General features: G+C 64.8%; 15 protein-coding genes, 1 tRNA gene and 1 other RNA gene. 11 read left to right on the plus strand and 6 right to left on the minus strand.

Annotated features, from left to right (window positions below; all coding sequences use genetic code 11):
• The first annotated feature begins 504 nt into the window (after nt 1–504).
• From L21SP4_RS12070 to rny, 5 genes are all read left to right on the plus strand, one after another.
• On the plus strand, nt 505–1,491 hold the full coding sequence (locus L21SP4_RS12070) for an HAD family hydrolase (RefSeq protein WP_052882891.1): 987 nt from the start codon (nt 505–507) through the stop codon (nt 1,489–1,491).
• Nucleotides 1,492–1,615: 124 nt separating this feature from the next.
• A non-coding RNA gene (gene ssrS, locus L21SP4_RS12640) (6S RNA) lies at nt 1,616–1,793 on the plus strand.
• 2 nt (nt 1,794–1,795) lie between these two features.
• Nucleotides 1,796–3,148 (plus strand): replication-associated recombination protein A, encoded by a 1,353-nt coding sequence (locus tag L21SP4_RS12075; protein WP_052882892.1) that lies wholly within the window; start codon nt 1,796–1,798, stop codon nt 3,146–3,148.
• Entirely contained in the window at nt 3,132–3,728 is a 597-nt protein-coding gene (locus L21SP4_RS12080) for a 5-formyltetrahydrofolate cyclo-ligase (protein WP_052882893.1), read from the plus strand. Before L21SP4_RS12075 ends, L21SP4_RS12080 begins: the two co-directional genes overlap by 17 nt.
• A 44-nt stretch (nt 3,729–3,772) precedes the next feature.
• A complete protein-coding gene (gene rny / locus L21SP4_RS12085; protein ID WP_201774642.1) occupies nt 3,773–5,344 on the plus strand; it encodes a ribonuclease Y in 1,572 nt (523 codons plus the stop codon).
• 284 nt (nt 5,345–5,628) lie between these two features.
• Here rny and L21SP4_RS12090 read toward each other — a convergent pair whose 3' ends face one another.
• Both L21SP4_RS12090 and L21SP4_RS12095 read right to left on the minus strand, forming a co-directional pair.
• Nucleotides 5,629–6,663: a CNNM domain-containing protein gene (locus L21SP4_RS12090; protein ID WP_052882894.1), complete on the minus strand. Its 1,035-nt coding sequence runs from the start codon at nt 6,661–6,663 to the stop codon at nt 5,629–5,631.
• Nucleotides 6,660–7,946: a hemolysin family protein gene (locus L21SP4_RS12095; protein WP_052882895.1), complete on the minus strand. Its 1,287-nt coding sequence runs from the start codon at nt 7,944–7,946 to the stop codon at nt 6,660–6,662. The genes L21SP4_RS12090 and L21SP4_RS12095 overlap by 4 nt, the downstream gene beginning before the upstream one ends.
• 245 nt (nt 7,947–8,191) lie before the next feature.
• Between L21SP4_RS12095 and L21SP4_RS12100 the strand changes: the two genes are divergently transcribed.
• Nucleotides 8,192–9,412 carry a tetratricopeptide repeat protein gene (locus L21SP4_RS12100; RefSeq protein ID WP_052882896.1) on the plus strand — a complete coding sequence of 407 codons (1,221 nt, stop codon included), beginning with the start codon at nt 8,192–8,194 and terminating at the stop codon, nt 9,410–9,412.
• Nucleotides 9,413–9,510: 98 nt separating this feature from the next.
• Here the strand turns inward: L21SP4_RS12100 and L21SP4_RS12105 are convergent, their stop codons facing one another.
• The gene (locus tag L21SP4_RS12105; protein ID WP_160300831.1) at nt 9,511–10,401 is read right to left on the minus strand and encodes a TraB/GumN family protein; all 891 of its coding nucleotides are present in this window, start codon (nt 10,399–10,401) and stop codon (nt 9,511–9,513) included.
• Between the two features lie 187 nt (nt 10,402–10,588).
• Between L21SP4_RS12105 and L21SP4_RS12110 the strand changes: the two genes are divergently transcribed.
• The 4 genes from L21SP4_RS12110 (at nt 10,589) to L21SP4_RS12125 (ending at nt 17,460) form a co-directional block, all read left to right on the plus strand.
• Complete coding sequence (locus L21SP4_RS12110) at nt 10,589–11,683, plus strand: hypothetical protein (protein WP_144413870.1); 1,095 nt, start codon at nt 10,589–10,591, stop codon at nt 11,681–11,683.
• A 209-nt stretch (nt 11,684–11,892) separates the two neighbouring features.
• Entirely contained in the window at nt 11,893–15,234 is a 3,342-nt protein-coding gene (locus L21SP4_RS12115; protein ID WP_052882899.1) for a beta-ketoacyl-ACP synthase 3, read from the plus strand.
• A 125-nt stretch (nt 15,235–15,359) separates the two neighbouring features.
• Nucleotides 15,360–15,433 (plus strand) — tRNA-Ile (locus L21SP4_RS12120).
• Between the two features lie 893 nt (nt 15,434–16,326).
• Nucleotides 16,327–17,460: a cellulase family glycosylhydrolase gene (locus L21SP4_RS12125; protein ID WP_082116758.1), complete on the plus strand. Its 1,134-nt coding sequence runs from the start codon at nt 16,327–16,329 to the stop codon at nt 17,458–17,460.
• Nucleotides 17,461–17,602: 142 nt separating this feature from the next.
• Here L21SP4_RS12125 and L21SP4_RS12130 read toward each other — a convergent pair whose 3' ends face one another.
• Both L21SP4_RS12130 and L21SP4_RS12135 read right to left on the minus strand, forming a co-directional pair.
• Nucleotides 17,603–18,232 carry a hypothetical protein gene (locus tag L21SP4_RS12130; RefSeq protein ID WP_052882900.1) on the minus strand — a complete coding sequence of 210 codons (630 nt, stop codon included), beginning with the start codon at nt 18,230–18,232 and terminating at the stop codon, nt 17,603–17,605.
• 221 nt (nt 18,233–18,453) lie between these two features.
• A complete protein-coding gene (locus L21SP4_RS12135) occupies nt 18,454–19,101 on the minus strand; it encodes a redox-sensing transcriptional repressor Rex (protein ID WP_052882901.1) in 648 nt (215 codons plus the stop codon).
• 169 nt (nt 19,102–19,270) lie between these two features.
• On the opposite strand from L21SP4_RS12135, the gene adhE reads away from it, so the two are divergent.
• Nucleotides 19,271–21,850 (plus strand): bifunctional acetaldehyde-CoA/alcohol dehydrogenase, encoded by a 2,580-nt coding sequence (gene adhE, locus L21SP4_RS12140; protein ID WP_052882902.1) that lies wholly within the window; start codon nt 19,271–19,273, stop codon nt 21,848–21,850.
• Nucleotides 21,851–21,925: 75 nt separating this feature from the next.
• Here the strand turns inward: adhE and L21SP4_RS12145 are convergent, their stop codons facing one another.
• On the minus strand, nt 21,926–23,077 hold the full coding sequence (locus L21SP4_RS12145; RefSeq protein ID WP_052882903.1) for a DUF4340 domain-containing protein: 1,152 nt from the start codon (nt 23,075–23,077) through the stop codon (nt 21,926–21,928).
• Nucleotides 23,078–23,082: the final 5 nt, after the last annotated feature.

Consider the following 23,082-nt stretch of genomic DNA (forward strand, 5'->3'; position numbering starts at 1 on the left):
CCTCCTCGCAGTGGTTGTGGATGCGTCCCGGGTGCCGGCCCCCTGGCGGGCCGGACCGAACCCCCGGAACAGGATTACCATCCTAAGAATATATAAAACCGATACAACCTTTTTTTGTGCTCTGTATGCACATTATTAATGACGTTTATAAATAGTATAGGTTGCAAGCGTAAGCGCAGATAGTATTTTTCAGGAATTCGAGTACGAGTACCGCTTCGCTGAGTACGAGTAGGCGTACTTTGTGACGCGAGCAAATTTTAGTTCCAGCCACTAAGACGCCTGTACTTCCCCCGATACTACAGCAGCTTCAGAGCCGTAGAGAACCAATTATATAATGTTACTTATCTGATCGTGATTTCTGTATTATGCGGGCCTTATACCCCGGCCGCGCCCTTTCCGCGCGGATTCAAACGGGGCGAGGCAGCGATAAACGCTCAGCTTATGCTTTCATGGGCCGCACGGATGCTTTATGAAGGTTTTTTTCGGCAGAAGAGGAGAGAATCGATGAGTGAAGCATTTCCGGGACTGGGAGAGAGCGCCGCGGCCCTGGGGCTGACGGCGCTGGAGGTCACGTCCGACGGCCGGTTCGCGGCGGGACGCGACGGGGTGTGCGCGGTGGCGCGGACCGGCGACGGGAAGGTCGAGTTTATCGGCTTCGACTCCCATACGCTGGCCACGGTCAATTCGGCCATGGGATACCCCGCCTGCTATCCCGTGCACCCGGTCCGGCTCGATAAGCCGGTCGAGGCCGTGCTGATGGACCTCGACGGGACCACGGTGCACAGCGAGACGTTCTGGATATGGATCATTCAGCTGTCGACGGCCAGTCTGCTCGGCGACGACTCCTTCGAGCTCGAGGACGAGGATATTCCGTATGTCTCGGGGCACAGCGTGTCGGAACACCTGCAGTATTGCGTAACCAAGTACTGCCCGGACCGCAGCGTCGAAGAGGCGCGCGACTATTACTTCGAGCATACCCGCCGCGAGATGCAGGCCGTGCTCGACGGGACGGGGCGGACGGAGGCCTTCGTCCCGAGCCCCGGGATCAGGGAGTTTCTTCTCGAATTGAAATCGCGCGGCGTCGCCCTGGGGCTCGTGACGTCGGGGCTCTACGAAAAGGCCTGGCCCGAAATCGTGTCCGCCTTCCGCAAACTGGAACTGGGCGACCCGCTCGAATTCTACGATGCGATCATCACCGCCGGATTTCCGATGCAGCAGGGACGTTCGACGGGAACCCTGGGCGAACTCTCTCCCAAGCCGCACCCGTGGCTGTACGCCGAGGTCGCGCGCGTGGGGCTCGGGATTCCCTTCGACCGGCGCGCGCATGTGATCGGGATCGAAGACAGCGGGGCCGGGGTATGCTCGATCCGCCTCGCCGGCTTCGAGCCGTTCGGCATCGCGGGCGGAAACATCGAGGGAAGCGGCACCCGGGGGCTGTGCAGAGAATTCTGTGCGGACTTTGAAGGTATTCTGGCCGCGATCGATTCGTGATCGCGCGGCCTGTTGACTCCGCGGGGCGGACGCGGTAATATGATGCTACAGGCGGCAGAGCGGAGCGGACGCTTCGGCAGCTTTGCCGATGGTGTGAACGGCAGCGGCACACGGGATGTACGGCTTGGCCCTGCCCGGTACGCGGACATGCAAATTCTCTGACCCTTTAGCCACTGAAAGGGAGCTCGGAGTCCGGCAGTGGCCGTATACCCCTGAAGGGGAAACGATAAACCGCCGGCAGAGCACCCACCTTGTTACCGTGGTCCAGAGATGAGCATAACAGTCGGCCGGGCGGGGCCTTTTTATGGATCTGTTCACCTCCGACAACCGGGATCGGGACGAAAGCGGCGGCGGGCGTACACGGCCGCTGGCTGACCGCGTCCGTCCGGATACCCTCGATGAAATCTTCGGCCAGGACCACCTGCTGGCTTCGGATAAGCTGCTGCGCCGCGCCATCGAAGCCGACCGCCTGAGCAGCATCATCCTCTACGGACCGCCGGGCACGGGCAAAACCACGCTGGCCGAGGCGATCGCGCGCACCACGCAGCGGCGCTTCGAACAGGTCAGCGGCGTAATGGCCAACGTGGCGACGCTGCGCAAAATCCTGGAGGGCGCCCGCGAGCTGCGGCGGATGCGCGGGCGTGAAACCATCCTGTTCATCGACGAAATTCACCGTTTTAACAAGGCGCAGCAGGACGTGCTGCTCCCCTACGTCGAAAAGGGCGATGTCACGCTGATCGGGGCGACCACCCACAATCCGTTTTTCTTCATCAACAGCCCGCTGACCTCCCGCTCCCAGATCTTTCAGCTCAGACCGCTCGACACCGGCACTATGGGGCAGGTGCTCGAACGGGCGATCCACCATCCCGAGGGACTCGGACCTCTGCGGATCGAGCTGCAGGACGACGCCCGCGAACACCTCTGCTCGATCTGTGAAGGCGATGCCCGCCGCGCGCTGAATGCGCTGGAAATCGCGGCCCTCACCACGCCCGCGGGCGAGGACGGTGTCCGGCGGCTGGACCGCGGGGTCATCGAGGATTCCGTCCAGAAGAAGGCGGTGGTTTACGACCACGACGAGGACGAGCACTACGACACCATTTCCGCGTTTATCAAGAGCGTGCGCGGCTCCGACCCGCACGCCGCGGTCTACTGGCTGGCCAAAATGCTCTATGCGGGAGAAGACCCGCGCTTCATCGCACGCCGCCTGATCATCCTGGCCTCGGAGGACATCGGCAACGCCGACCCGCACGGCCTCCCGCTCGCGGTCGCGAGCCTGAACGCCGTCGATTTCGTCGGCATGCCGGAGGCCCGCATCATACTTTCGCAGGCCACGACCTACCTCGCGACGGCCCCGAAAAGCAACGCGGCTTACCGGGCCATCGAAGAGGCCGGACGCGACGTCGAACAGGGAAACACCCTCCCGGTGCCCGACCACCTGCGCGATACGCATTACCGCGGCGCCCGCGAGCTGGGCCACGAGGGCTACAAGTACGCCCACGACTACGAGGGGCACTTCGTCGACCAGGAATACGTCCCCACCTCGAAGATCTATTACCGGCCCTCCCGGGAAGGACGCGAAGCCGAGATCCGCGCGCGCATGCTCGAGTGGCATCGTGCGCGGAAAAAAACGCCGCGAAAAGATGAACCGTCTCGCTAAAGACAAGGCCCGGAGGTGGGGACGCGCAGGGCGGGCCTCTCTCCCCCCCGATGCACGCGCTCGCAAAAACCGCGCTCTGTGCCGTCGTCTGACCCGGCTGAAGCCTTTTATCACGGCGCGCTCCGTTGCCCTCTACAGGGCCGTCGGCGATGAAGTCGACCTCTCGGAGGTGGAGGCGCCCCTCCGCGCCCGGGGGGTGCGTATCTACCTGCCCCGCTATAACGGCGAACAATACGAAATGGCGCTCTGGCAACCGGACACCCCCCTCGAAAGAGGGCCGCTCGGCATCCCGCAGCCCCCGGGACCGGCCGCAGGCGAACATGAGATCGATCTCGTGCTGGTTCCCGGCCTCGCATTCGACGTGCAAGGGAACCGGGCCGGCCACGGGGGCGGCCATTACGATCGCATGCTGAAAAATCTCCGCGCCTTCCGGACCGGCGTCGCCTTCGACGCCCAGCTCGTGCCGCGAATCGAAACGGCCCCGCACGATGTTCCGGTTCGCCTTGTGCTCACCGAACGCAGGTTGTACGGTATCAATGCCGAACGATTCTCAATTCTGAGTGTCGAACGAGGCGGATAACCAACCGGGGAGGATCTTCCCGATGAAACTTCCGGAGGAGCACCATGGGGTACGAGTACGATTGGTGGCAGATGTGGCAGGACATTATCGTCCCGCTGGGATTTGTCGTGCTGGGATTCTTTTTCCACGCCTACCTTACAAAGGCCAACGCCGTCGCGGCGTCGAAACAGGCCAAATCGATCCTTGAGGACGCGGAGAAACAGGCCGAAAGCATCCGGCGCGAGGCGCAGCTCAACCTGCGCGATCAGGAACTTAAAGTCCACGAAAAGGCGCATGAGGAACAGGACAGTGCGCGGAAGGAGCTGGTCGATCTCGAAAACCGGATCATGAAGCGGGAGAAGGACTTCGACCGCAAGCTCTCCCTGCTGGACCAGAAAGAGCAGCAGCTCGAACAGCAGATTTCCGAGGCGGAGCGGAAGGAACAGGCGGCCGAGGCCCGCCGCACCGAACTCGACGAGCTGATTGAACAGGAGAACAGGGCGGTCCAGAAAGCCGCGGAAATGTCCCGGGATGAGGCGCGGGAGACGATCATGAAGCGGCTGCAGGAGGCCCTGAGCGAAGACTCGGCGCGTCTCATCCGCCACGCCCAGAACGAGGCCCGGGTGCTGGCCCGGACCGAGGCCCGCAAGATCGTGGTCTCGGCCATCGAACGCTACGCCGGCGAGCAGGCCAACGACGTGACCACCACCACGGTGGATCTGCCGAGCGACGAGATGAAGGGACGGATCATCGGGCGCGAGGGACGCAATATTCGCGCGTTCGAATCGACCACCGGGATCAACCTGATCATCGACGAAACCCCCGGGGTCGTGACCCTGTCAGGCTTCGACCCCACGCGGCGCGAAACGGCGCGGATCACCCTTGAGCGCCTGATCGAGGACGGGCGTATCCAGCCGGCGCGCATCGAGGAGATCTTCGAAAAGACCAGCCGGGAGGTCGACGACACGATCCGCAAGGCGGGCGAGGACGTGCTCTTCCAGCTCGGTCTGCAGGGGGTCGCCCCGGAACTCGTCAGCCTGGTCGGGCGGCTGAAGTTCCGCCACAGCTACTCCCAGAACGTCCTGCAGCACTCGCTGGAGACCGCCTTCCTTATGGGGTCGATGGCCGCCGATCTCGGGCTCGATCCCTCTGTTGCGAAGAGAGTGGGGATCTTCCACGACATCGGCAAGGCCGTGGATCACGAAGTCGAAGGCCCCCACGCGCTGATCGGCGGGAAACTGCTGCGCAGGCACGGGGAAAGCCCCGAAGTCTATAACGCCGTCGCCGCCCACCACCACGAAATGGACGTCGACAGCATCTACGCGACACTGGCGTCGTCGGCCGACGCGATCTCGGCCTCGCGGCCCGGAGCGCGCTCGGACACGACGGAGAATTATCTCAAACGCCTCTCCCGGCTCGAGAACGTCGCCGGCGACTTCGAGGGCGTGAACAAGGCCTTCGCCATCCAGGCCGGACGCGAACTGCGCGTGATCGTGGCCCCGTCGGAGATCAGCGACGAGGCAGCCACCCTGCTCGCACGCGATATCGCCAAGAAGATCGAGCAGGAAGTGCGCTACCCCGGCCAGATCAAGGTGACCGTGATCCGCGAGACCCGCTGCATCGAATACGCTCAGTAGGTTCTTCGTAGATTTTGGTGAACTACTGGAATCCCGGCGGCTGGATTAGAAATCCGCTCGCGTCACAACGTACGCGTACTCGTGCTCAGCGAAGCGGTACTCGTACTCGAATTCCTTGAATCGGGGGAGTGGGATCGCGCCTTCGGCGCTTCGGGTACGAGTACGGGTACGAGTACGAGTAAGAGTAAGAATGAGGGTGCGAATTATGTTCACCCCCCTCGATTACCCTTCATGGTCTTCATGGTGAATCCCATTCTCTCCCCGCCGCTTTCGGGCCTCTGCGGCTACTCCCTCCCGCGACCGTGGGCTGCGGGGGCCCCGGCGATGTACCTCGCCAGATCCTCGATCCTGACCTGTCCCTGCGCGCGGTCGCGTTCGTCCATCAGCACCGCGACCGGCTGACGATTTTTCCGCAGTTTGCTGAAGGCCTGCTGGAGGGTCGCGTCGGCCCGGATCCGTACGGCCTTGCGCACGAGCGGCCGCACCGGATCGTCCGGCCCCGTCTCCGGATCCATGAGATCGCAGAGATGCAGCGTGCCGATCACGTTATTCCGGCGTCCCCGGAATACCGCGCAGCGGTTGCGGCCGCTCTTCTGCAGGAGCCGTTCCGCGTCGCGCACCGCGGACTCGACCGACACCGCCGGCACCCGGTCGAGCGGGGTCATCAGCCGCCGCGCGGGTATGCGCCGCATCGCGATCACGTTCTCCATCATCTGGTTCTGGTGGGGCGTCAGGGCACCGTGGCGGATGCCCTCGGAAAAGTACATCCGCAGGCGCTGCGGCGAGAGCTGCAGCAGATCGCGGTGCGGGTCGGCGGGGGAGGTGCGCAGCAGCGCGCGGAAGAGCAGGCGCAGCGGAGTGGTCAGAGGACGGCATACGGCCAGGGATATCCGCAGGACCATCGCGCCGCGCGTCATCAGCTCCTCCGCCCGCGTCCGGAACAGGTTCTTGGGCAGCAGTTCGGCGAACAGGAACATGGGCGGCGTGAGCACGAGCGTCGCGGCGATCTCGGCGTTCCATGGGATCAGGCCGAACAGAACCCGCCCCCCTCCGGCGCCGACGCCGTGCGCCAGGAAGGAGGCCGTCACGGTCTGAGCCGCGAGGTAGTTGACCACGTTGTTGCAGAGCAGGACCGTAAAGACGAAGCGCTGGGGTTCGCGCAGCACCTCCTCCAGCCAGCGCGCGCGCCGCACGCCGTGGCGCGCGCGGTAGCGCAGGTGGATGCGGCTGACCATGTATCCGCCGGTCTCGCTCCCCGAGTAAAAGGCGGAGAGGATCAGCGCGCTCAGCAGTTTGACCCATGCGTCCCAGGCGGTCATGGCAGCGGCACCTTCAGTTCCTCCTCGGGCGAAGCGAGTTCGAGCAGGACTGTCTCGATCCGCCTGCCGTGCATCCGCTCCACCGTGAACGCAAGATTCTGCAGCCTCACCGTATCGCCCTCCCGGGGCACCCGCCCGAGCAGGTACACGATCAGCCCCGCGAGCGTGTCGAAGGGCAGCGATTCCAGCTCCGCCTCCGGCACGTAGCCTCGGAAGAGCGCGCGCCATTCGCGCACCGGCAGCCTGCCGCTGAGGCGGTAGCGCGCCTCGCCGAGCGTATCCACGTCGAGCGCCTGCCCGGCGTCGAATTCCCCGAGCACCTCTTCCAGCAGATCCTCGATCGTCACCACGCCCGCCAGCCCGCCGTACTCGTCGACCACGACCACGAACTCGAGGTTCTCCTCGACGAAACGCCGCAGCAGTTCGTCCGCGCGCAGCATCTCGGGCACAAACTTCACGGGCCGCACGCGCCCGACCCCGTCGCGGCCGTCCCGCCGTGCAAAGTAGAGGTCGCGGACGCCGACGATCCCGATGATGCGATCCTCGTGATCCTCGTACACGGGGAGCGTGCTGATATCGCGCCGGCGCGCCGCCTCCAGCACCGGCCCCGGATCGCCGCGGCGGTCGAGCAGGAGCACATCCACCCGCGGCGTCATGATCTCGCTGATCCGGATGCCCGGCAGATGCACGATGTCTTCGATGATCTCCTTTTCCTTCACGGGAACGGAATCGCTGCCGCGCGTCAGATCGAGCAGGATCCGCAGCTCCTCGCCCGTGATCATCCGCGTGGCCTCGCCGCCCTCGTGTCCGCCCCGGCGCGCGCGGACGGCGCGATACACTGCGCGGACCGGGGAGGTGAGCGCGAACCAGCCCCGAAGCGGAATCGCGGCCGCCCGGGAGAAGGCGAGCGGATAGGACACCCCCAGCGCCTTCGGAAGGATTTCGCCGAAGAGAATCACCAGCACCAGGAGGACGATCCCCGCCGCCACCTCGATCCAGCCCCCAGCCGCGCGGCCCAGATGCGTCGCCATTGCCGCGCCCGAGCAGAAGAAGAGCAGATTAACGAGCATATTCCCGAACAGAACGGCGACCAGCAGCTCGGCGGGACGCGAGGAAAGCGAGACGATGGCCGCCGCCGTCCTGCCCTCCGAACGCGCGAGCTGATGGAGCTGGTCCCTCTTCAGAGAGAACAGCGCCGTTTCGGCCCCCGAGAAGAAGGCCGATCCGGCCAGCAGCAGGACCAGCCCCGCCAGTCCCGTTCCGTATTCGCTCAGTTGCTCCATGATTGTGGTTTGCCCGCGGCGGAGATACGTTTATACTCGATTCTGTGCGGCGTCCCGTCAACAGCACGGAACGCCCGGGCGGATGCGCGGGGGGCCCATGGATCCCGTGCCACACCGCAGGCAGGATGTTAGTATGAATATATTGTCCCGGTCGAGGACGGACGGTTCGAGCCGGGATCACGGGAGCCGTTTTATTTCTGTGCCTGCAACGGGCCGCGGCCCGGGCGGGTGCGGGTGAAAGGCGAATGATCGATTCCATGCTCGACAGGAAAGGCACGTATGCCGCGCCGCTGATGGCCGGCCTCCTGCTGGTCGGGGGGATCTTCGGCTGCGGACGCGGCCCCGGCGATGCGGAATATGAAAAGGGCATGCGGGCGATCAGGGAAGGGCGGCTCGTCCGCGCCCGCGCCCATCTCGAAAAAGCGGTCCGCCAGCGGGCCGGACGCGGCGACACCGGACCCGCCTGCAATCGCCTCGGTATGGTCCTCTGGGAACTCGGCGCCCCCGGGGACGCAATCGAAGCGTTTCAGAAAAGCCGTACCCGGTCGCCGGATTCCTTCGACGCCCTCTACAATCTCGGATACGCGCTGGTCTCCGAAGGGCGGGCGGAACACGCCGAAGAGGTGCTTACCGAGGCGGCGCTGGTACACCCCCAGGACGCGCAGTCGCTCCAGCTCCTCGGCGCCGCCTTCCTCGAACAGGGCAAGTGGGACCGCGCCCGGCAGGCCTACGAACGGGCCCTGCGCCGCCGCCCGGACGACCCCGCCCTCCTGTGCGGGCTGGCCCTGGCGGAGTACGGCGCACAGGATCCCTCGTCGGCGCTGAAACGCCTTCAGGCGCTGACGAAAGGGCACCCCGGCTACGCCCCGGGTCATTTCAACCTCGCCGCCGTGTACCGCTTCGGCTTCAACCGGTCCGGCGATGCCGACCGCGCGCTGAACGCCTACCTGGAGGCGGCGGAGGGCCCGGACGCACGGGAACGCGCCGCCCGCCTCCGGCGCGGCGAAACCCCGCCCCCCCGCCGCGCCCGGCGCACGCGGGAAGAGGATCCGCTGGGTCTCGAACCCCGGCCGGAACGCGACCGGGCCGCCGCGACCGAGGCCTTCGGCAGGGCGTTCCGCCACTACGCGGCCGGCGATTTCGACGAAGCGGCGCAATGGTACACCCGCGCAGTGGAACACGACGAGACGTACGAGGAGGCGTTCTACAACCTGGGGCTCACCTACCACAAACTGGACCGCCTGGACGCCGCGGCGGCCGCCTACCGTCGCGCGCTCGAACTGAACCCCGCCTCAGCCCGCGCACGCTACAACCTGGCGCTCGTCCACTATCAGCGCGGCAACCTGCGCGAAGCACAACGCGAAGCCCGGGCCGTCCTCGCCCAGCACCCCGACCACCGCTCCTCCGAACACCTCATCCGGCTCATCCGTGAGAACGGGGAGGAAAGGGACGGTGAAGAGGAATAGCAAAGAATCGGGATCGCGTTCGGGATCGGGAGTCACCATGAAGCTCATGAAGCACGGCGGGGGTGCTTAGCCCGCCCCCGCGAATGGCGCCCATGACCTTATTCCTCCGCGGCCACGAGGCGCGTGACGCGGAAGCCCTCTTTCTCGAGCAGGTGCAGGACGCCTTTTTCGCCGACGAGATGGCCTGCGCCCACCAGCACGAACTCCGTCTCCGGCGAGCGCGCGAAGGCGGTCAGCTCATCCATCCAGTCACGGTTGCGTTCGACAATGATCTCCCGGTACAGCTCCGGATGCTTGCGCTTCATGTCGCGGTTGAGCAGCTCCTGAAGCGCCTCGCGATCCCCGTTCCGCCACGCCGACAGCAGTCCGGTCAGCATTTCGGAGGTCGACGCGATATCGTTCACGAACTGCTGCACCAGCTCATCCTCGTGCCCCTCGCCCATCGAGGCGAGCAGGTCGATCTGCTTCGAGAGGGGTTCGAGCCGGCCGACCTGCTTGCCTTCCTCGACGGCCCGGCGGTAGAAGTGCATATCGACCCCCTCCTGGTCGACCCCGAGGCGCTGCAGCTCGAGCTGCATCAGCGTGAGAACGGCCATCCAGGGTTTCAACGCCTGCAGGCTGGCCGGGGGGATGTCGGCCGAATGGCAGTACCGTTTGAGCGTCTTCCAGGACTTGGCGGAGAGCGCCTCCTGCAGTGTCGTGCCGTCCTGGTAGACGCCGCGCTGGAGCAGCTCACGCTGAACCTCCGGGTCGTTGAGCCCGCCCAAATCGGTTTCAAAAACCAGCAGGCCCGACGTTTCATACGCCGTTTCAAATTCCCGGGGCAGCGGGTAATCCGACTCGCGAAGGACATGACAGGTGCCGCCCACATACATGCGGTTCCCGTCAGCCCGCACTTCCCAGACCGAACTCTGCGCCGAGGCGCCGAAGGCCAGCCCGAGAACCGCGGGTCCGATGATCCGCCTGGTCATTTTTTTCCGGTCCAACACGCTCGCTCCTCCCGGGTTTACCGTCGGTCTTCCGGGGCACGATTGTGCACGCACCGCGCTGAAGTGCAAGCGCGACGGGCGCATGCTCACATTTACACACACTTACGCTTTGATTTGCCGAGCCGCCTGTGTTCATATCGTGCGCTCAGGTTTTCGCAGATACGGGTAAACTTAACCCCTGATCATCATGTCACCGGCACATCGGCTACTCCACGCGCCCCCGGTCCGCGCCGCCATGCTCGCATGGGCGCTCTGCCTTGCCGTACCCCTGTCCGCGGCGGGCGCCGAACGGCTCCGGATCGAAACCGAACTCTACCGGATGTCCGGCGTGTTCCCGGAGATGAACCAGATCGCGCTGGTTCACGATGTTCCGCTGCAGGGCATGCGCTGCATGTTCATCGCCCGGCTCCCCGAACTGGACGGCGAGCTGCGGATCGGCTTCGCGAACGGGCCGGTGCCCGAGGACGAGGAGAGTGTGAGTGCACGCATCGAAGAGGTGCTGGGCACGGTCGGCACGCTGTTTGCCGAACAGGTGGAGAGCGGGGAGATCGACCGCCCGGGCCCGTCGTACGGCGCCGCCATCTCGCGGCGGTTTCTGGACGAGACGCTGTATGTCGCGGCCTTCGAATCCTCCGGCCGGATCGCCGTGCTCCACCTCAACGGGTCCGCGGAACACGAAAAAGTACTCCGCGCCGGGCGCGAGCTGGCGCGCAGCCTGAAGATCAAACCGCCGGTCGTGGAAGGCGGCGTGGTGCTCCGCCCGTACTACGACCCCGACGAAGGCCTCGGCCTCGACTACCCCGAAGGCATGCGCCTGGTGCCTTCGACGATGCCCGGCGCAGGCCTCGTGGCCCAATTCGCCGGCAACGGAGACCAGCCGTTCGATACCATCCAGATCTACGACCGCAGCGGCATCTTCCGGCGCAACTCGATCGACGTCCCCGCACCCGGCGATTTCGACAGCGCTCTGCACTATCTGCGCGAAGCGCATGCACAGCTGATGAAGCGCATGGGGCAGGAAACCAGCGAAGGGCTGCGCGTGGCCCGGGATCACGGCGGGCTCTACCTCGCGGATACCTTTCGCCATCCGGAAGGAAAGCAGTACCGCGTCTACTACCTCATCTCGCACGGACGCTTCTACAGCCTGGAATTCGCCTCCGGCGGCGAGTTGAACGACGAACTCGCCCGCCGCATATTCCGCTCGCTGCGCCTGCCGGAGAAGACGAAGGCTTCGCGCGAAAAGGACGCCGAAGGGGAACACGAAAACCCCGCGATCAGGTAGAGGACGATCTCTTAGGCCGCCGCTCTTATCCGTGAAATTGGTGTCGTCCGTGGTCGTCCCCGAAATTAAACAATCCGAGCCGAACCTCCGTGGTGCTTTCCGCGTTTTACCTCACGCAACCCTCCCCATCCGCTTTCCCTTTTTTCATTTCTCAACTTCGTGCCGATGACGTACATTCGGCACTCAATCCCGCAAGGAGCATGAGAATCTTGGATACGTCAACACTGCTCGAGCTTTACAGACCCATCTGGACGGCCCGGCGCGTGGATGAAATGGAACAGGCGCTCGCCCACCGCGGCGAGGCGTTCTTCTTCATCCCCGGCTCCGGTCACGAGGCCGCGGCGGCGCTGGCGCCGCACCTGACCGCCGCCGACTGGCTGCACTGCCACTACCGCGACAAGGCGCTCGCCCTGGCGCGCGGCGTCAGCGTGGAGTCGATGTTCGCCGCCCTGCTCGCGCGCGACCCGTCCGGCAGCGCGGGGCGCCGTATGCCCGATTTCCCCTGCGATCCGGAACTGAACATCCTCAGCACCCCCACGCTCGTCGGCAACAACGCCCTGCAGGCGGCCGGCGTCGCGGCGGCGGTGAAGGACCGCGAGGGCGCGCCGGTGGTCTACTGCGGGCTGGGCGACGGCGCGACGCAGGAAGGCGAGTTCTTCGAGGCGGTGGCGGAGGCCGTCCGCGCGACCCTGCCGGTGCTCTTCGTCGTTCAGGACAACCGCTACGCGCTGTCGACACTCACCGCAGGCCAGACGTTCTACTCGACGCCCGACGGCAACCCCGAAACGTTCTACGGTCTCCCGATCCGCCGCGTCGAGGGCGCGGACGTCGCGGCGTGCCACGAGACCTTCGGCGCGGCCGTGGCCGAGGCGCGCGAACACCGCCGCCCGCAGATCGTCTGCATGCGCTGTGAGCGGCTGCAGAGTCATACGAACGCCGACGACCATACCGCGTACCGCACGGAGGAGGATCTGGCCGAGGCGGCGGAGCACGGCGATCCCCTGCGCAACCTGGAGCGTATGCTGATCGACGCGGGCGAGGAGGCGTCGCGGCTTCGGGCGATCGAGGAGGAATGCGAACAGGCCGTGCAGGACGCCCTCGCCGCCGCCCGTGCCGGGGCGGAACCGGAAGCGGCGCTCAGCGCGAAGAAGCCGCTGCCGGTCGAGCTGACCGACCCGAAACGCGAATATCGCGGCACGGGAGAACGCAAGCTCACCATGATCGCCGCCCTGCGCGCGGCCCTGCGCGTGCGGCTGGAGGAGGAAGACGCGGCGTACGTCTGGGGTGAGGACCTCGAAGACCCCAAAGGCGACGTCTTCGGGCTCGCGAAGGGACTCAGCTCCGCCTTCCCGGGCCGCGTGCGCAACGCCCCGCTGAGCGAGGCCACCATCGTCGGCGCCGCCGTCGGCCAGGCGCTCGCGGGCCGCCGGCCGGTCGCGTGTCTGCAGTTCGCCGACTTCCTGCCGCCCGCGTTCAATCAGATCGCCTCGGAGCTGGGCACGATGTACTGGCGCACCAACGGGCGCCTGGAGGCGCCGGTGACCGTGCTCTCGGTCTGCGGCGGATATCGCCCCGGCCTCGGGCCGTTTCACGCGCAGACGCCCTCCGCCGTGGCCGCCCACCTGCCGGGAATCGACGTCTTTCTGCCCTCGACCGCGGCCGACGCGGCGGGGCTGCTGCTGGCGGCGCTGCGCTCGGACCGGCCGTCGATCTTCTTCTATCCCAAAAACCTCCTGAATGACCGCAGCGTCGCGACGTCGGAGGACATCGACCGCCACTTCGTTCCGATCGGGAAGGCGCGAATCGCGCGGGCGGGCGGCGACCTGACGCTCGTCGCGTGGGGCAGCACTATGCCCACGGCCCTTCGTACGGCGGAGGCCGTCGAGCAGGCCGGCCTCTCGGTCGAGGTCGTCGATCTGCGTACGCTCTCGCCGTGGGACCGCGAGGCGGTATTTGAATCCACCTCGAAAACCGGCCGGCTGCTGGTGATCGATGAAGACCACCAGACCTGCGGGATGGCGGGCGAGGTCTGCGCCGCGGTGGCGGAGGCGCAGGGCGAACGGGTTCGCGTGGCGCGGCTGGGCGCCGCCGACGCGTATGTCCCCTACCACTTCGGCAACCAGCTCGACGTGCTGCCGTCGTTCCGGCCCGTGCTCGAAAAGGCTGCGGAGATGCTCGATTGCTCCGTGCGCTGGAACCGGCGGGCCGAGGAGGAGGAAGGGCGGGTGACGGTCAAGACGCTGGGATCGAGTCCCTCCGACGAGACGGTGAAGATCGTCGAACTGCACGCCGCCGCGGGCGAGGCGGTCGAAGAGGGCGCGCCGCTGGCGTCGGTCGAGGCGGACAAGGCGACGATGGAGATCGAGGCGCCGCTGGCGGGTACGGTGGAGAAGGTGCTGCTTTCGGAAGGCGACGAGGTGGACGTCGGGGCACCGCTGCTGACGCTGGTGCCGTCGGTGGAGGCCGCGGCGCGGCCGCAGACGACCGACGATCCCGGCATCCCGGTGGTCGAAAAGCAGCGCAGCGTGACGGAGGCGGCGGCCCCGGCGACGCAAGGACACGAGCGCGAGAGCGCCCCGACGGTGATCTCATCGATCTGCTCCGCCCTGGGATCGCAGCTGAAGACGAACGATGAGCTCGTGGAAATCTGTCCCGGCTGGTCGCCGGACGACGTCGTACAGCGTACGGGGATCCGGAAGCGGCACTGGATCGGCGAAGGCGAATCGGCGCTCTCGCTCGCCGTGGACGCCTGTCACAAACTCTTTGAACGCGAGGGCGTGACGGTCAACGACTTCGACGCCATCATCTGCAGCACGGGGACGCCGCCCTCGACCACCCCGTCGCTGGCCTGCCGGATCCTGAAGGAGCTCAGTCCCGAGGAGGGCGAGACGCTGATCCCGGCGCACGACATCAATGCGGCGTGTTCGGGCTACCTGTACGCCCTGCAGCAGGCCTGCGACATGCTCGAGCACGACCCCGGCGCGCGGATCCTGCTGGTGACGAGCGAGACGCTCTCGCCGATGCTGAATAAGGATGATCCGGGCACGTTTTTCCTGTTCGGTGACGCCGCGACCGCTTCGCTGGTCTCGCGGGAACAGCGCGGGGGCAACCTCAACCTGCGGGTCGGGCGACCGGTACTCTCGGCGATGGGGGCCGAGGAGAAGGTGCTCTACGTGCCCTCGCTGCAGAGCGGGACGTTCATGGAGATGGACGGGCGGAGCGTATTCCGGATCGCCGTGCGGAAGATGATCGACATGCTCGACCGCGCCTGTGCGCAGGAGGGCGCGACGGTCGACGACCTTTCCCTGATTGTCCCGCACCAGGCGAACGGGAGGATTATTGAGGCGATACGCAAGGCCATCAAGTTTCCGACGGATAAGGTGTTCTACTACATTCGCGATTACGGCAACACCTCGTCGAACACCATCCCGCTCAGCCTCGAAGCGCTGCCCTCCGACCTCCCGCCCGGCGGGAAGATCGGGCTGACGGCATTCGGCGGCGGCTTCACCTTTGCCGCCGGCGTGGTGGAGACGCTCGAGCGGCCGCAATAAATTCGCACCCCGAACGGATCAAGCCCGCGGGGCTGCAAAGGGGATGGTGGAAAAGTGAAAAGAAATCGAGACCTCAGCTTTCACCTGTTCCACATCTTCATCTCTGATAAAATGCCCCACTTTCCGGGCCCGTAGCTCAGTCGGTCAGAGCAGGAGACTCATAATCTCTTGGTCGGGGGTTCGAGTCCCTCCGGGCCCATTCCTTCACACCCCCGCCCCGTACTCAGCGAAAATGGGATTCACCATGAAGGCCATGAAGAGCATGAAGGTTGGTTGAGGGGGGGGGACGTAATCCGTACTCGCACTCGTACTCGTACTCGTACTCGGAGCGCCGAAGGCGCGATCCCACTCCCCCTGTTCAAGGAACTCGAGTACGAATTATGTTCTCTCTGAATCCCGGCTTCGACTTCGATCCGGATTTCGAGATCCCATCCGTGTTCTCTCTTACGCTCGTAGTAGGCCCGCAGGTCCGCGAAGCGGACAAGGGCCGTTATCTTTCACGCGCCTGGCCTGCCGGAGGGGCAGGCGTGCGGCGCTACTACGAACTTCCTCACGCTCGTAGTAGGCCCGCAGGTCCGCGCAGCAGACAAGGGCCGTTATCTTTCACGCGCCTGGCCTGCCGGGGGCAGACTTGCGGCGCTACTACGAACGCTTGTCGTCTCCCATCCCGACCCCGGCATCCTCTGTGACCGCTGTGGTGAATCCCCGTCCCGCCTCTTCCCCGAACGGCTCCACCACAAAAAATTTGCGAAGAACCAAAAAGGATCGCGCCTTCAGCCCTCCAAGTACGCGTACGAATCATGTTCACCCTTGCCCTTTTTCACTCACCTGGCCTCCTGATCCGTGAAGATTGCCGCCCACTAAAAATCCTGCGGATCCAAGGGGAAAATGACGCAATGTGCGACCCTCACACTCGAAGAAGATTGTAGCCTGTCAGTCAGCCATTACAATTATCGTCCTTCGCGAATGGGATGCTAGTGTCCGAATGAAAAAGATGGTGCGCCTGGGCAAACGGGCGGCGCAAGCGGAACCGGAAAAGATGAAAGGCGCGGCAGCAGAGAACGCACACACGAATAAGCAAAGGCAGGTCCGATGAAAATTCCCGCTGCGATAAACGTACGAACGCTCCTGTGCTTCTTTTTCCTTGTGATTGCGGAGACACACGGGTCGGGCCGGATTAACGACCTCGTTGCCGGATCCGGACGTCCGGAACCGATCGAGGTCGCGAAAGACGGCCACGGTTTTGTGTACGCACAATCCCGCACCCCTTTCGTCGTTTGGGGTGTAAACTACGACCACAATGAGTCCGGCAGGCTGCTGGAGGATTACTGGGATGACGCGTGGCCGGTCGTCAGGGAAGACTTCCGTGAAATGAAGGCGCTGGGCGCGAACGTCGTCCGTATCCATCTGCAGACCGGCTCCTTCTTCGAGGACTCGCGTGCCATCTCGAAGCCGGCGTTACAGAACCTTTCGCGTCTGCTTGAGCTTGCGGAACGGACGGGCCTCTACCTGAATATCACGGGTCTCGGGTGCTATCACAAAGACGAAGTGCCCGCCTGGTACGATGCGATGGAGGAATCCGAGCGCTGGAAGATTCAAGCGACGTTCTGGGGGGCGGTCGCCGCGACCTGCGCGCATTCTCCGGCGGTCTTCTGTTACGACCTTATGAACGAACCGATTCTGCCCGGGCGCGACAAGCCTGCCGACGGGTGGCTGGCAGGCGAATTCGGCGGGAAACATTTCGTCCAGTACATCACCCGCGATCTGCGGGGACGCACGCGCAGGGCCGTCGCCCGCGCCTGGGTAGAAACGCTGACCGACGCGATCCGACGCGGCGACCCGGATTCCATGATCACCGTCGGCGTCATCCCCTGGGCCCATACATGGCCGAATGCGAAACCGATCTTCTACTCGCCGGAGGTGCGCGGGCCGCTCGACTTTGCGTCCGTCCACTTTTACCCGCGTAAAGACAAAGTGGAAAAGGCACTGCGCGCGCTCCAGGTCTACGAGGTCGGCATGCCGCTGGTGATCGAAGAAATGTTTCCGCTGAGGTGCTCCATCGAGGAGATGAATGCCTTCATCGAAGGCTCGCGCGATATTGCCGACGGATGGATCAGCTTCTACTGGGGAACAACCGCGGAAGAGTACCGGGCCGGGGAACGCGATGCGGCTGCACTAATCAAGGCCGCTTGGCTGGATTATTTTGCGAACAAAAAAATCCGTTGAGGGGAACCTCCCAACCCCGTGGCCTGTTTAAGAAGCCCCGGCACGCACACCGTTTCGCTGAGTACGAGAACGATGTGACGCGAGACGGGTTCAGGTTCGGCCGCTAAGATGCCAGTCGTGCCGATTTCTGAATATCGCTTTTCTACCGGGATGCCGTCTGCGCCAGCTTATCCAGCTTCATTTCGTCGATAAATTTCGCGGCGGTCTTCTCCTGTCCGGCCCCGTCGACTTCGACAACCACCTGCTCATGAACAGCCACGATCCGGCAGTCGTCGGGACCGCGCTGCTCCGTAAAGATGTACCAGCCCGCTTTTTCATCCAGCGTTATCCCGCGCTGCTTGAGCATCGGCTTCATCATCGCCGCCGATTTGGCCATCTGCCGGTAGGGCCTGATCAGTTCAGGCGTGTTCGCAATCATCAGGGTCACATCCCGCTTATCCTCTTTACGGATATAGCGGCGCTCGGCCTCCATCACGCGTTTCGGGCCGGATGAAGTGGCTGCCGACAAGGTATTGGTTTCTGTTCCGTCAATCTCCCACCCCTCCGGCGCCTCGGGGAGAAACGGGACGAAGGACGACGTAATCCGTTTGCCGATCCGCGCCACCGCCTGCTGCAGCAGGTCGTGGGCCTCCTTGTAGTGCTCGTTTTTATACGCCTTGCGTGCCTTCCCGGTCAGCTCGAGGACCGGATCCTGTGCCGCGGAGACGGGAAGCGCGGCAATCAGGCAGACGGCGGAAACAAGGGCGATTCGTGCGGTAACAGAGCGATTCATGACAGCCTCCTTTTCTTCCGGATCTCTCCATTCCATGCGAAGGCAGTCATCCCATAATCAGGAGGACGTGTCAAAAGACCGCTGCGGCGTGGCCGGGACATGACCCGCCCGGGAGAAGCAGGGATCAACCGCACCCGCTTATCGATGGCGCCGTCTCCGGCCAGCGGGCCTGATTCTTCCGCGTCAGCGATGCCGGAACAACCGGAGATCGAGTCCTGCGCTCAGCCGGATTTATTCAATGCGCCCTGAAGATGAAGCTTATGTGAAAGCACGGCGAGAGTGGATGCGAGGTCCTCTCGCTGGAGGATAACCTCCTCCGGCACGTGGAGGCGGGTGGGGGTGAAGTTCCATATTCCGCGTATCCCGCCCGCGACCATTGCGTCGGCCACCTCCTGGGCGACGGCGGCCGGGACGGTGAGGATACCGAGCCGCACGTGCATCCGTCGCGCGAGATCCGCGAGCCGGTCGATATGCAGCACCGTTTTACCGTAGATCCTGCGGCCGACCGTCCCGGAGTCGACATCGAACGCGGCGGTGATGCGCAGGCCGTGCTGTTCGAATCCCCTGTACCCGAGCAGGGCCTGACCGAGCGAACCCGTGCCGGCGAGAAACGCGTCGGTGGTGTTCGACCAGCCGAGAAACTCCTCGACGGACTCGATCAGTTCATGCAGCGGAAATCCCAGCCGGGGTTTTCCCCGCGCGCCGGTGATTGCAAGGTCTTTACGGACAACGATCGGGTCCAGCTCCAGTTCGCGCGCCAGAACGGCGCCGGAGGCGTATTCCGCGCCCTCTTCGCGCATCCGTCGCAGCAGACGGAGATAAAGGGGGAGCCGCTTGAGCGTCGGCACCCCCGCCGTCTTACATGCCATGGCGTCCGGTTGATCACTCATGACCCGTGAGTTAAACACGGGCCCCGCTATATTACGATCTTTTTCAATCGATATTATTATATTTATTGCTTGCCCGCCCGGCGCGCGCAGTGTATCGGTGTTTATATATCGATATCAGAGGAGCTATATTAACGAGGGGGGGTACTCCATGACGGATGAAGCGAAAAAGGTATTGCAGGAGATGGTCGATCGTGTGCGAACGGCGCAGGAGCGCTATGCCGTGTTTGATCAGGAGGCGGTGGACGGGATATTCCGCCACGCCGCCCTCGCGGCGAACCGTGAACGCATCCGGCTTGCCCGCATGGCGGCGGAAGAGACCGGCATGGGCATCGTGGAGGATAAGGTCATCAAAAACCACTTCGCGAGTGAATTCATCTACAACAAGTACAAGGACACCCAGACCTGTGGGGTACTGGAGGAGGACCCCTCGTTCGGGATCCGCCGCATCGCGGAGCCGATCGGGGTAATCGCGGGCGTCGTGCCGACCACCAATCCCACCTCGACCGCGATTTTCAAGGCGCTGCTCGCCCTGAAAACCCGCAACGGCATCATTTTTTCGCCGCACCCGCGCGCAAAAGCGTGCACGGCGGAGGCCGCTCGAGTGGTCGGGCGTGCAGCCGTCGAAGCCGGCGCGCCGGAGGGTTTGATCGCCTGCATTGAGGAGCCTGCCGTCGAATTGTCGAACGCGCTTATGAAGCATCCCGACATCCGTCTCGTCCTGGCGACCGGAGGGCCGGGCATGGTTCGCGCCGCCTACAGCAGCGGCAAGCCGGCGCTCGGCGTGGGAGCGGGCAATACACCGGCGGTGATCGATGAAACCGCCTGCGTGCGGACGGCCGTCAACAGCATCCTGCTCAGCAAGACATTCGACCACGGCGTCATCTGCGCCAGCGAACAGAGCGCCGTAGCCGTGGACGCGGTTTACGGCGAGGTCCGCGACGAGTTCGAGCGGCGCGGGGCGGCTATACTTACGCCCGGCCAGAAAGAAAAAGTCGGCGCCGTACTGCTCAAAGACGGAAAACTGAACGCGGCGAACGTAGGCCAGCCAGCGGCAAAGATTGCCGCCGCAGCGGGCATCGAGGTGCCGCCGGAAACAAAGGTGCTCGTCGCCGAGGTCGATGAGGTCGGCGAACACGAACCCTTTGCCTTCGAGAAGCTCAGCCCGGTGCTGGCCCTCTACCGTGCCCCCGCATTCGACCGGGCCGTGGACCGGGCCGTGGAGCTGGTGACGTTCGGAGGAATCGGTCACACCTCGGTGCTGTATACCGATCCCCGCAATACGGAGCGCATCGACCGCTTCGGCGCGCGCATGAAGACCGGCCGGGTGCTGGTCAACATGCCCAGCAGCCAGGGCGCCATCGGCGATATCTACAACTTCAAACTCGAACCCTCGCTCACCCTCGGCTGCGGGAGCTGGGGCGGCAACAGCGTGAGCGAAAACGTGGGGGTCAAACACCTGATGAACATCAAGACCGTGGCGGAACGGCGCGAGAACATGCTCTGGTTCCGGGTACCGCCGAAAGTGTACTTCAAGTACGGCTGCCTGCCGGTCGCGATGGGTGAACTGGCCGGGCGGAAGCGCGCGCTTATCGTGACTGACAAGCCGCTCTACGATCTCGGCTTCGCCGACCGCATCGCCACGGTGCTCGACGGGATGGGCATCGATCACCAGACCTTCTATGATGTCCGGCCCGACCCCGATCTGGCCACGGTCCGCGCGGGACTGAAGGTGATGACCACGTTCCGGCCGGATGTCGTGATCGCACTGGGAGGCGGCTCGCCGATGGACGCCGCCAAGATCATGTGGCTCATGTATGAAAATCCGGGCATGAAGTTCGAGGACATGGCGATGCGGTTCATGGACATCCGCAAGCGGATCTACGCTTTCCCCGAAACGGGTCGCAGGGCGATCCTGGTCGCCGTGCCGACAACCAGTGGTACGGGTTCGGAAGTGACGCCTTTCGCGGTGGTCACCGACGACGCGACCGGGGCCAAGTACCCGATCGCGGACTACGCGCTGACGCCGGACATGGCGATCGTCGATCCGGAGCTGGTGATGCACATGCCGGCGAACCTGACGGCGTACGGCGGCGTGGATGCCCTGACACATGCCCTCGAGGCGATCGTCAGCGTCCTGAGCACGGAGTTCACAAACTGCCAGGCTCTGGAGGCGGTCAGGCTGCTGTTCAAGTACCTCCCCGACGCCTACGAGCACGGTGCGGCGGACCGCAAAGCACGCGAGAAGGTTCATTACGCGGCGACCTTGGCGGGCATGGCGTTCGCCAATGCCTTCCTCGGCGTCTGCCACAGCATGGCGCACAAGCTCGGCGCCGCGTTCGACCTGCCGCACGGTCTGGCCAACGCGCTGCTGATCGGCGAGGTGATCCGCTACAACGCCACGGACCGACCGCTCAAACAGGCCGCCTTCCCGCAATACAGCTGGCCGACGGCCAGGGAGCGGTACGCGCGGGTTGCGGACTACCTGCAGCTCGGCGGCGCAACCCCGGACGAGAAGGTGGAACGGCTGATCGCCGCGGTCGGGGACCTGAAGCAGCGGCTGGACATACCGGCGACGATACGGGAGGCCGGGGTCCCCGAGGGTGCATTCCGGGAACGTCTCGACGAGCTGGCTGAAGATGCGTTCGACGATCAGTGCACAGGCGCCAACCCGCGCTACCCGCTCATCGGCGAACTCCGCCGTCTCTACCGTCGTGCGTACGGGAAATAACCGCGGCGGCGTCCCGGAGCCGTATTCCGGGAAGCGCGGCAGAACCGGACCCGCCGTTAAGCGGGCGGCCGGGCCTCACCCGTCGCCCCGCGGGGCGGCGGGCGCCTGTCCGTCTTCGTCGGCCTTCTTCTCCCGGACCAGCTCGGCGCGGGGCGTGAGCATCTTATCGGCCTCAGCGGCGGGAACGACGTAACGCCAGTCGGCGAAGCGCTGTTGCTGCTTTTCGAGCTTCTCCTTCGCCTCGCGCACTTTTTCGCGGCGGGACTCGAGCTGCTGTTCATAGCGCTTCTGTGCCGCTTCACCGGGCTTTTCGCCTTCGGCGGCCGGCGCGGGCTTTTCGGGTTCGGGCGGCGCTTCGTAGGCGACGGCCATCTTCAAGTAGCGTCCCCCGGGGGCGTCGGCGCCGAGCATGAGCGTGTAGGTAAAGCCGTCCTCGCCCTCCACGCGCACGGTGTCCGGCCGGTCCAGCCCGAGCTGCGCGTCCGTTTTGCCGGGATCGGCCACCGCCGTGAACTCGACCGGGCTGAAGGCGCCGCGCAGGCTGCGCAGGGCCGAGTCTTTCATTTCCATGCCTTCGGCCAGTTCCGCGAGCTGCAGCGATCCGCCTTCCTTGACGAGCGTGTAGGACTCGTCTCCGGCGGGATCGACCTCGAGACGCGTGATCCTGTATGAGGGAATGCGCACCAGCTCACTGTCGACCCATTCCAGCGGATCCGGCTTCCACTCGCGCAGCGCGGAATCAATCATCACCACCGGCTTTGCGTCGAGCCGCACATAGCGGCCGCCGCCGGCGCGCCGTCCGGAATCCTGCCGGTCCCCCATCCTGAGTTCGGCCAGCACATTCCCCCCGCCGTCCTTGAGGCGCAGGAGCTGCTCGTCCTCGCCGAGTCCGTAAGTCGAGGGGGTTTCAAGCCCGTCGTACACGCGCTGCACGACGCTCACCTCGCTCAGTTCGCGGAGCCGGCGGGCCAGTTCGGAAAAGTCGACCGGGTAATCGTGGAGCGCGGGACAGCGCCAGGTCTCTCCGGGGCGGGACAGCGTGAGGCTCTTTTCCGAAGCCGTCAGCTCGATTTCCCGCACCGCGTTGATGTCGAGACCGGTGAACAGCTCCTCGCCCGGCTGCGGCCCCTCCGCGTCCTGCCGGTCGCCGCGGCGGCCCTGCAGGACGGCGATTCCGATCAGTACCGCCAGCACAAGCACGAGGGTAATCAGCTTATGATGCGACATAACCT

The sequence above is a fragment of the Kiritimatiella glycovorans genome (assembly GCF_001017655.1).
GTDB classification, from domain to species: Bacteria; Verrucomicrobiota; Kiritimatiellia; order Kiritimatiellales; family Kiritimatiellaceae; genus Kiritimatiella; species Kiritimatiella glycovorans.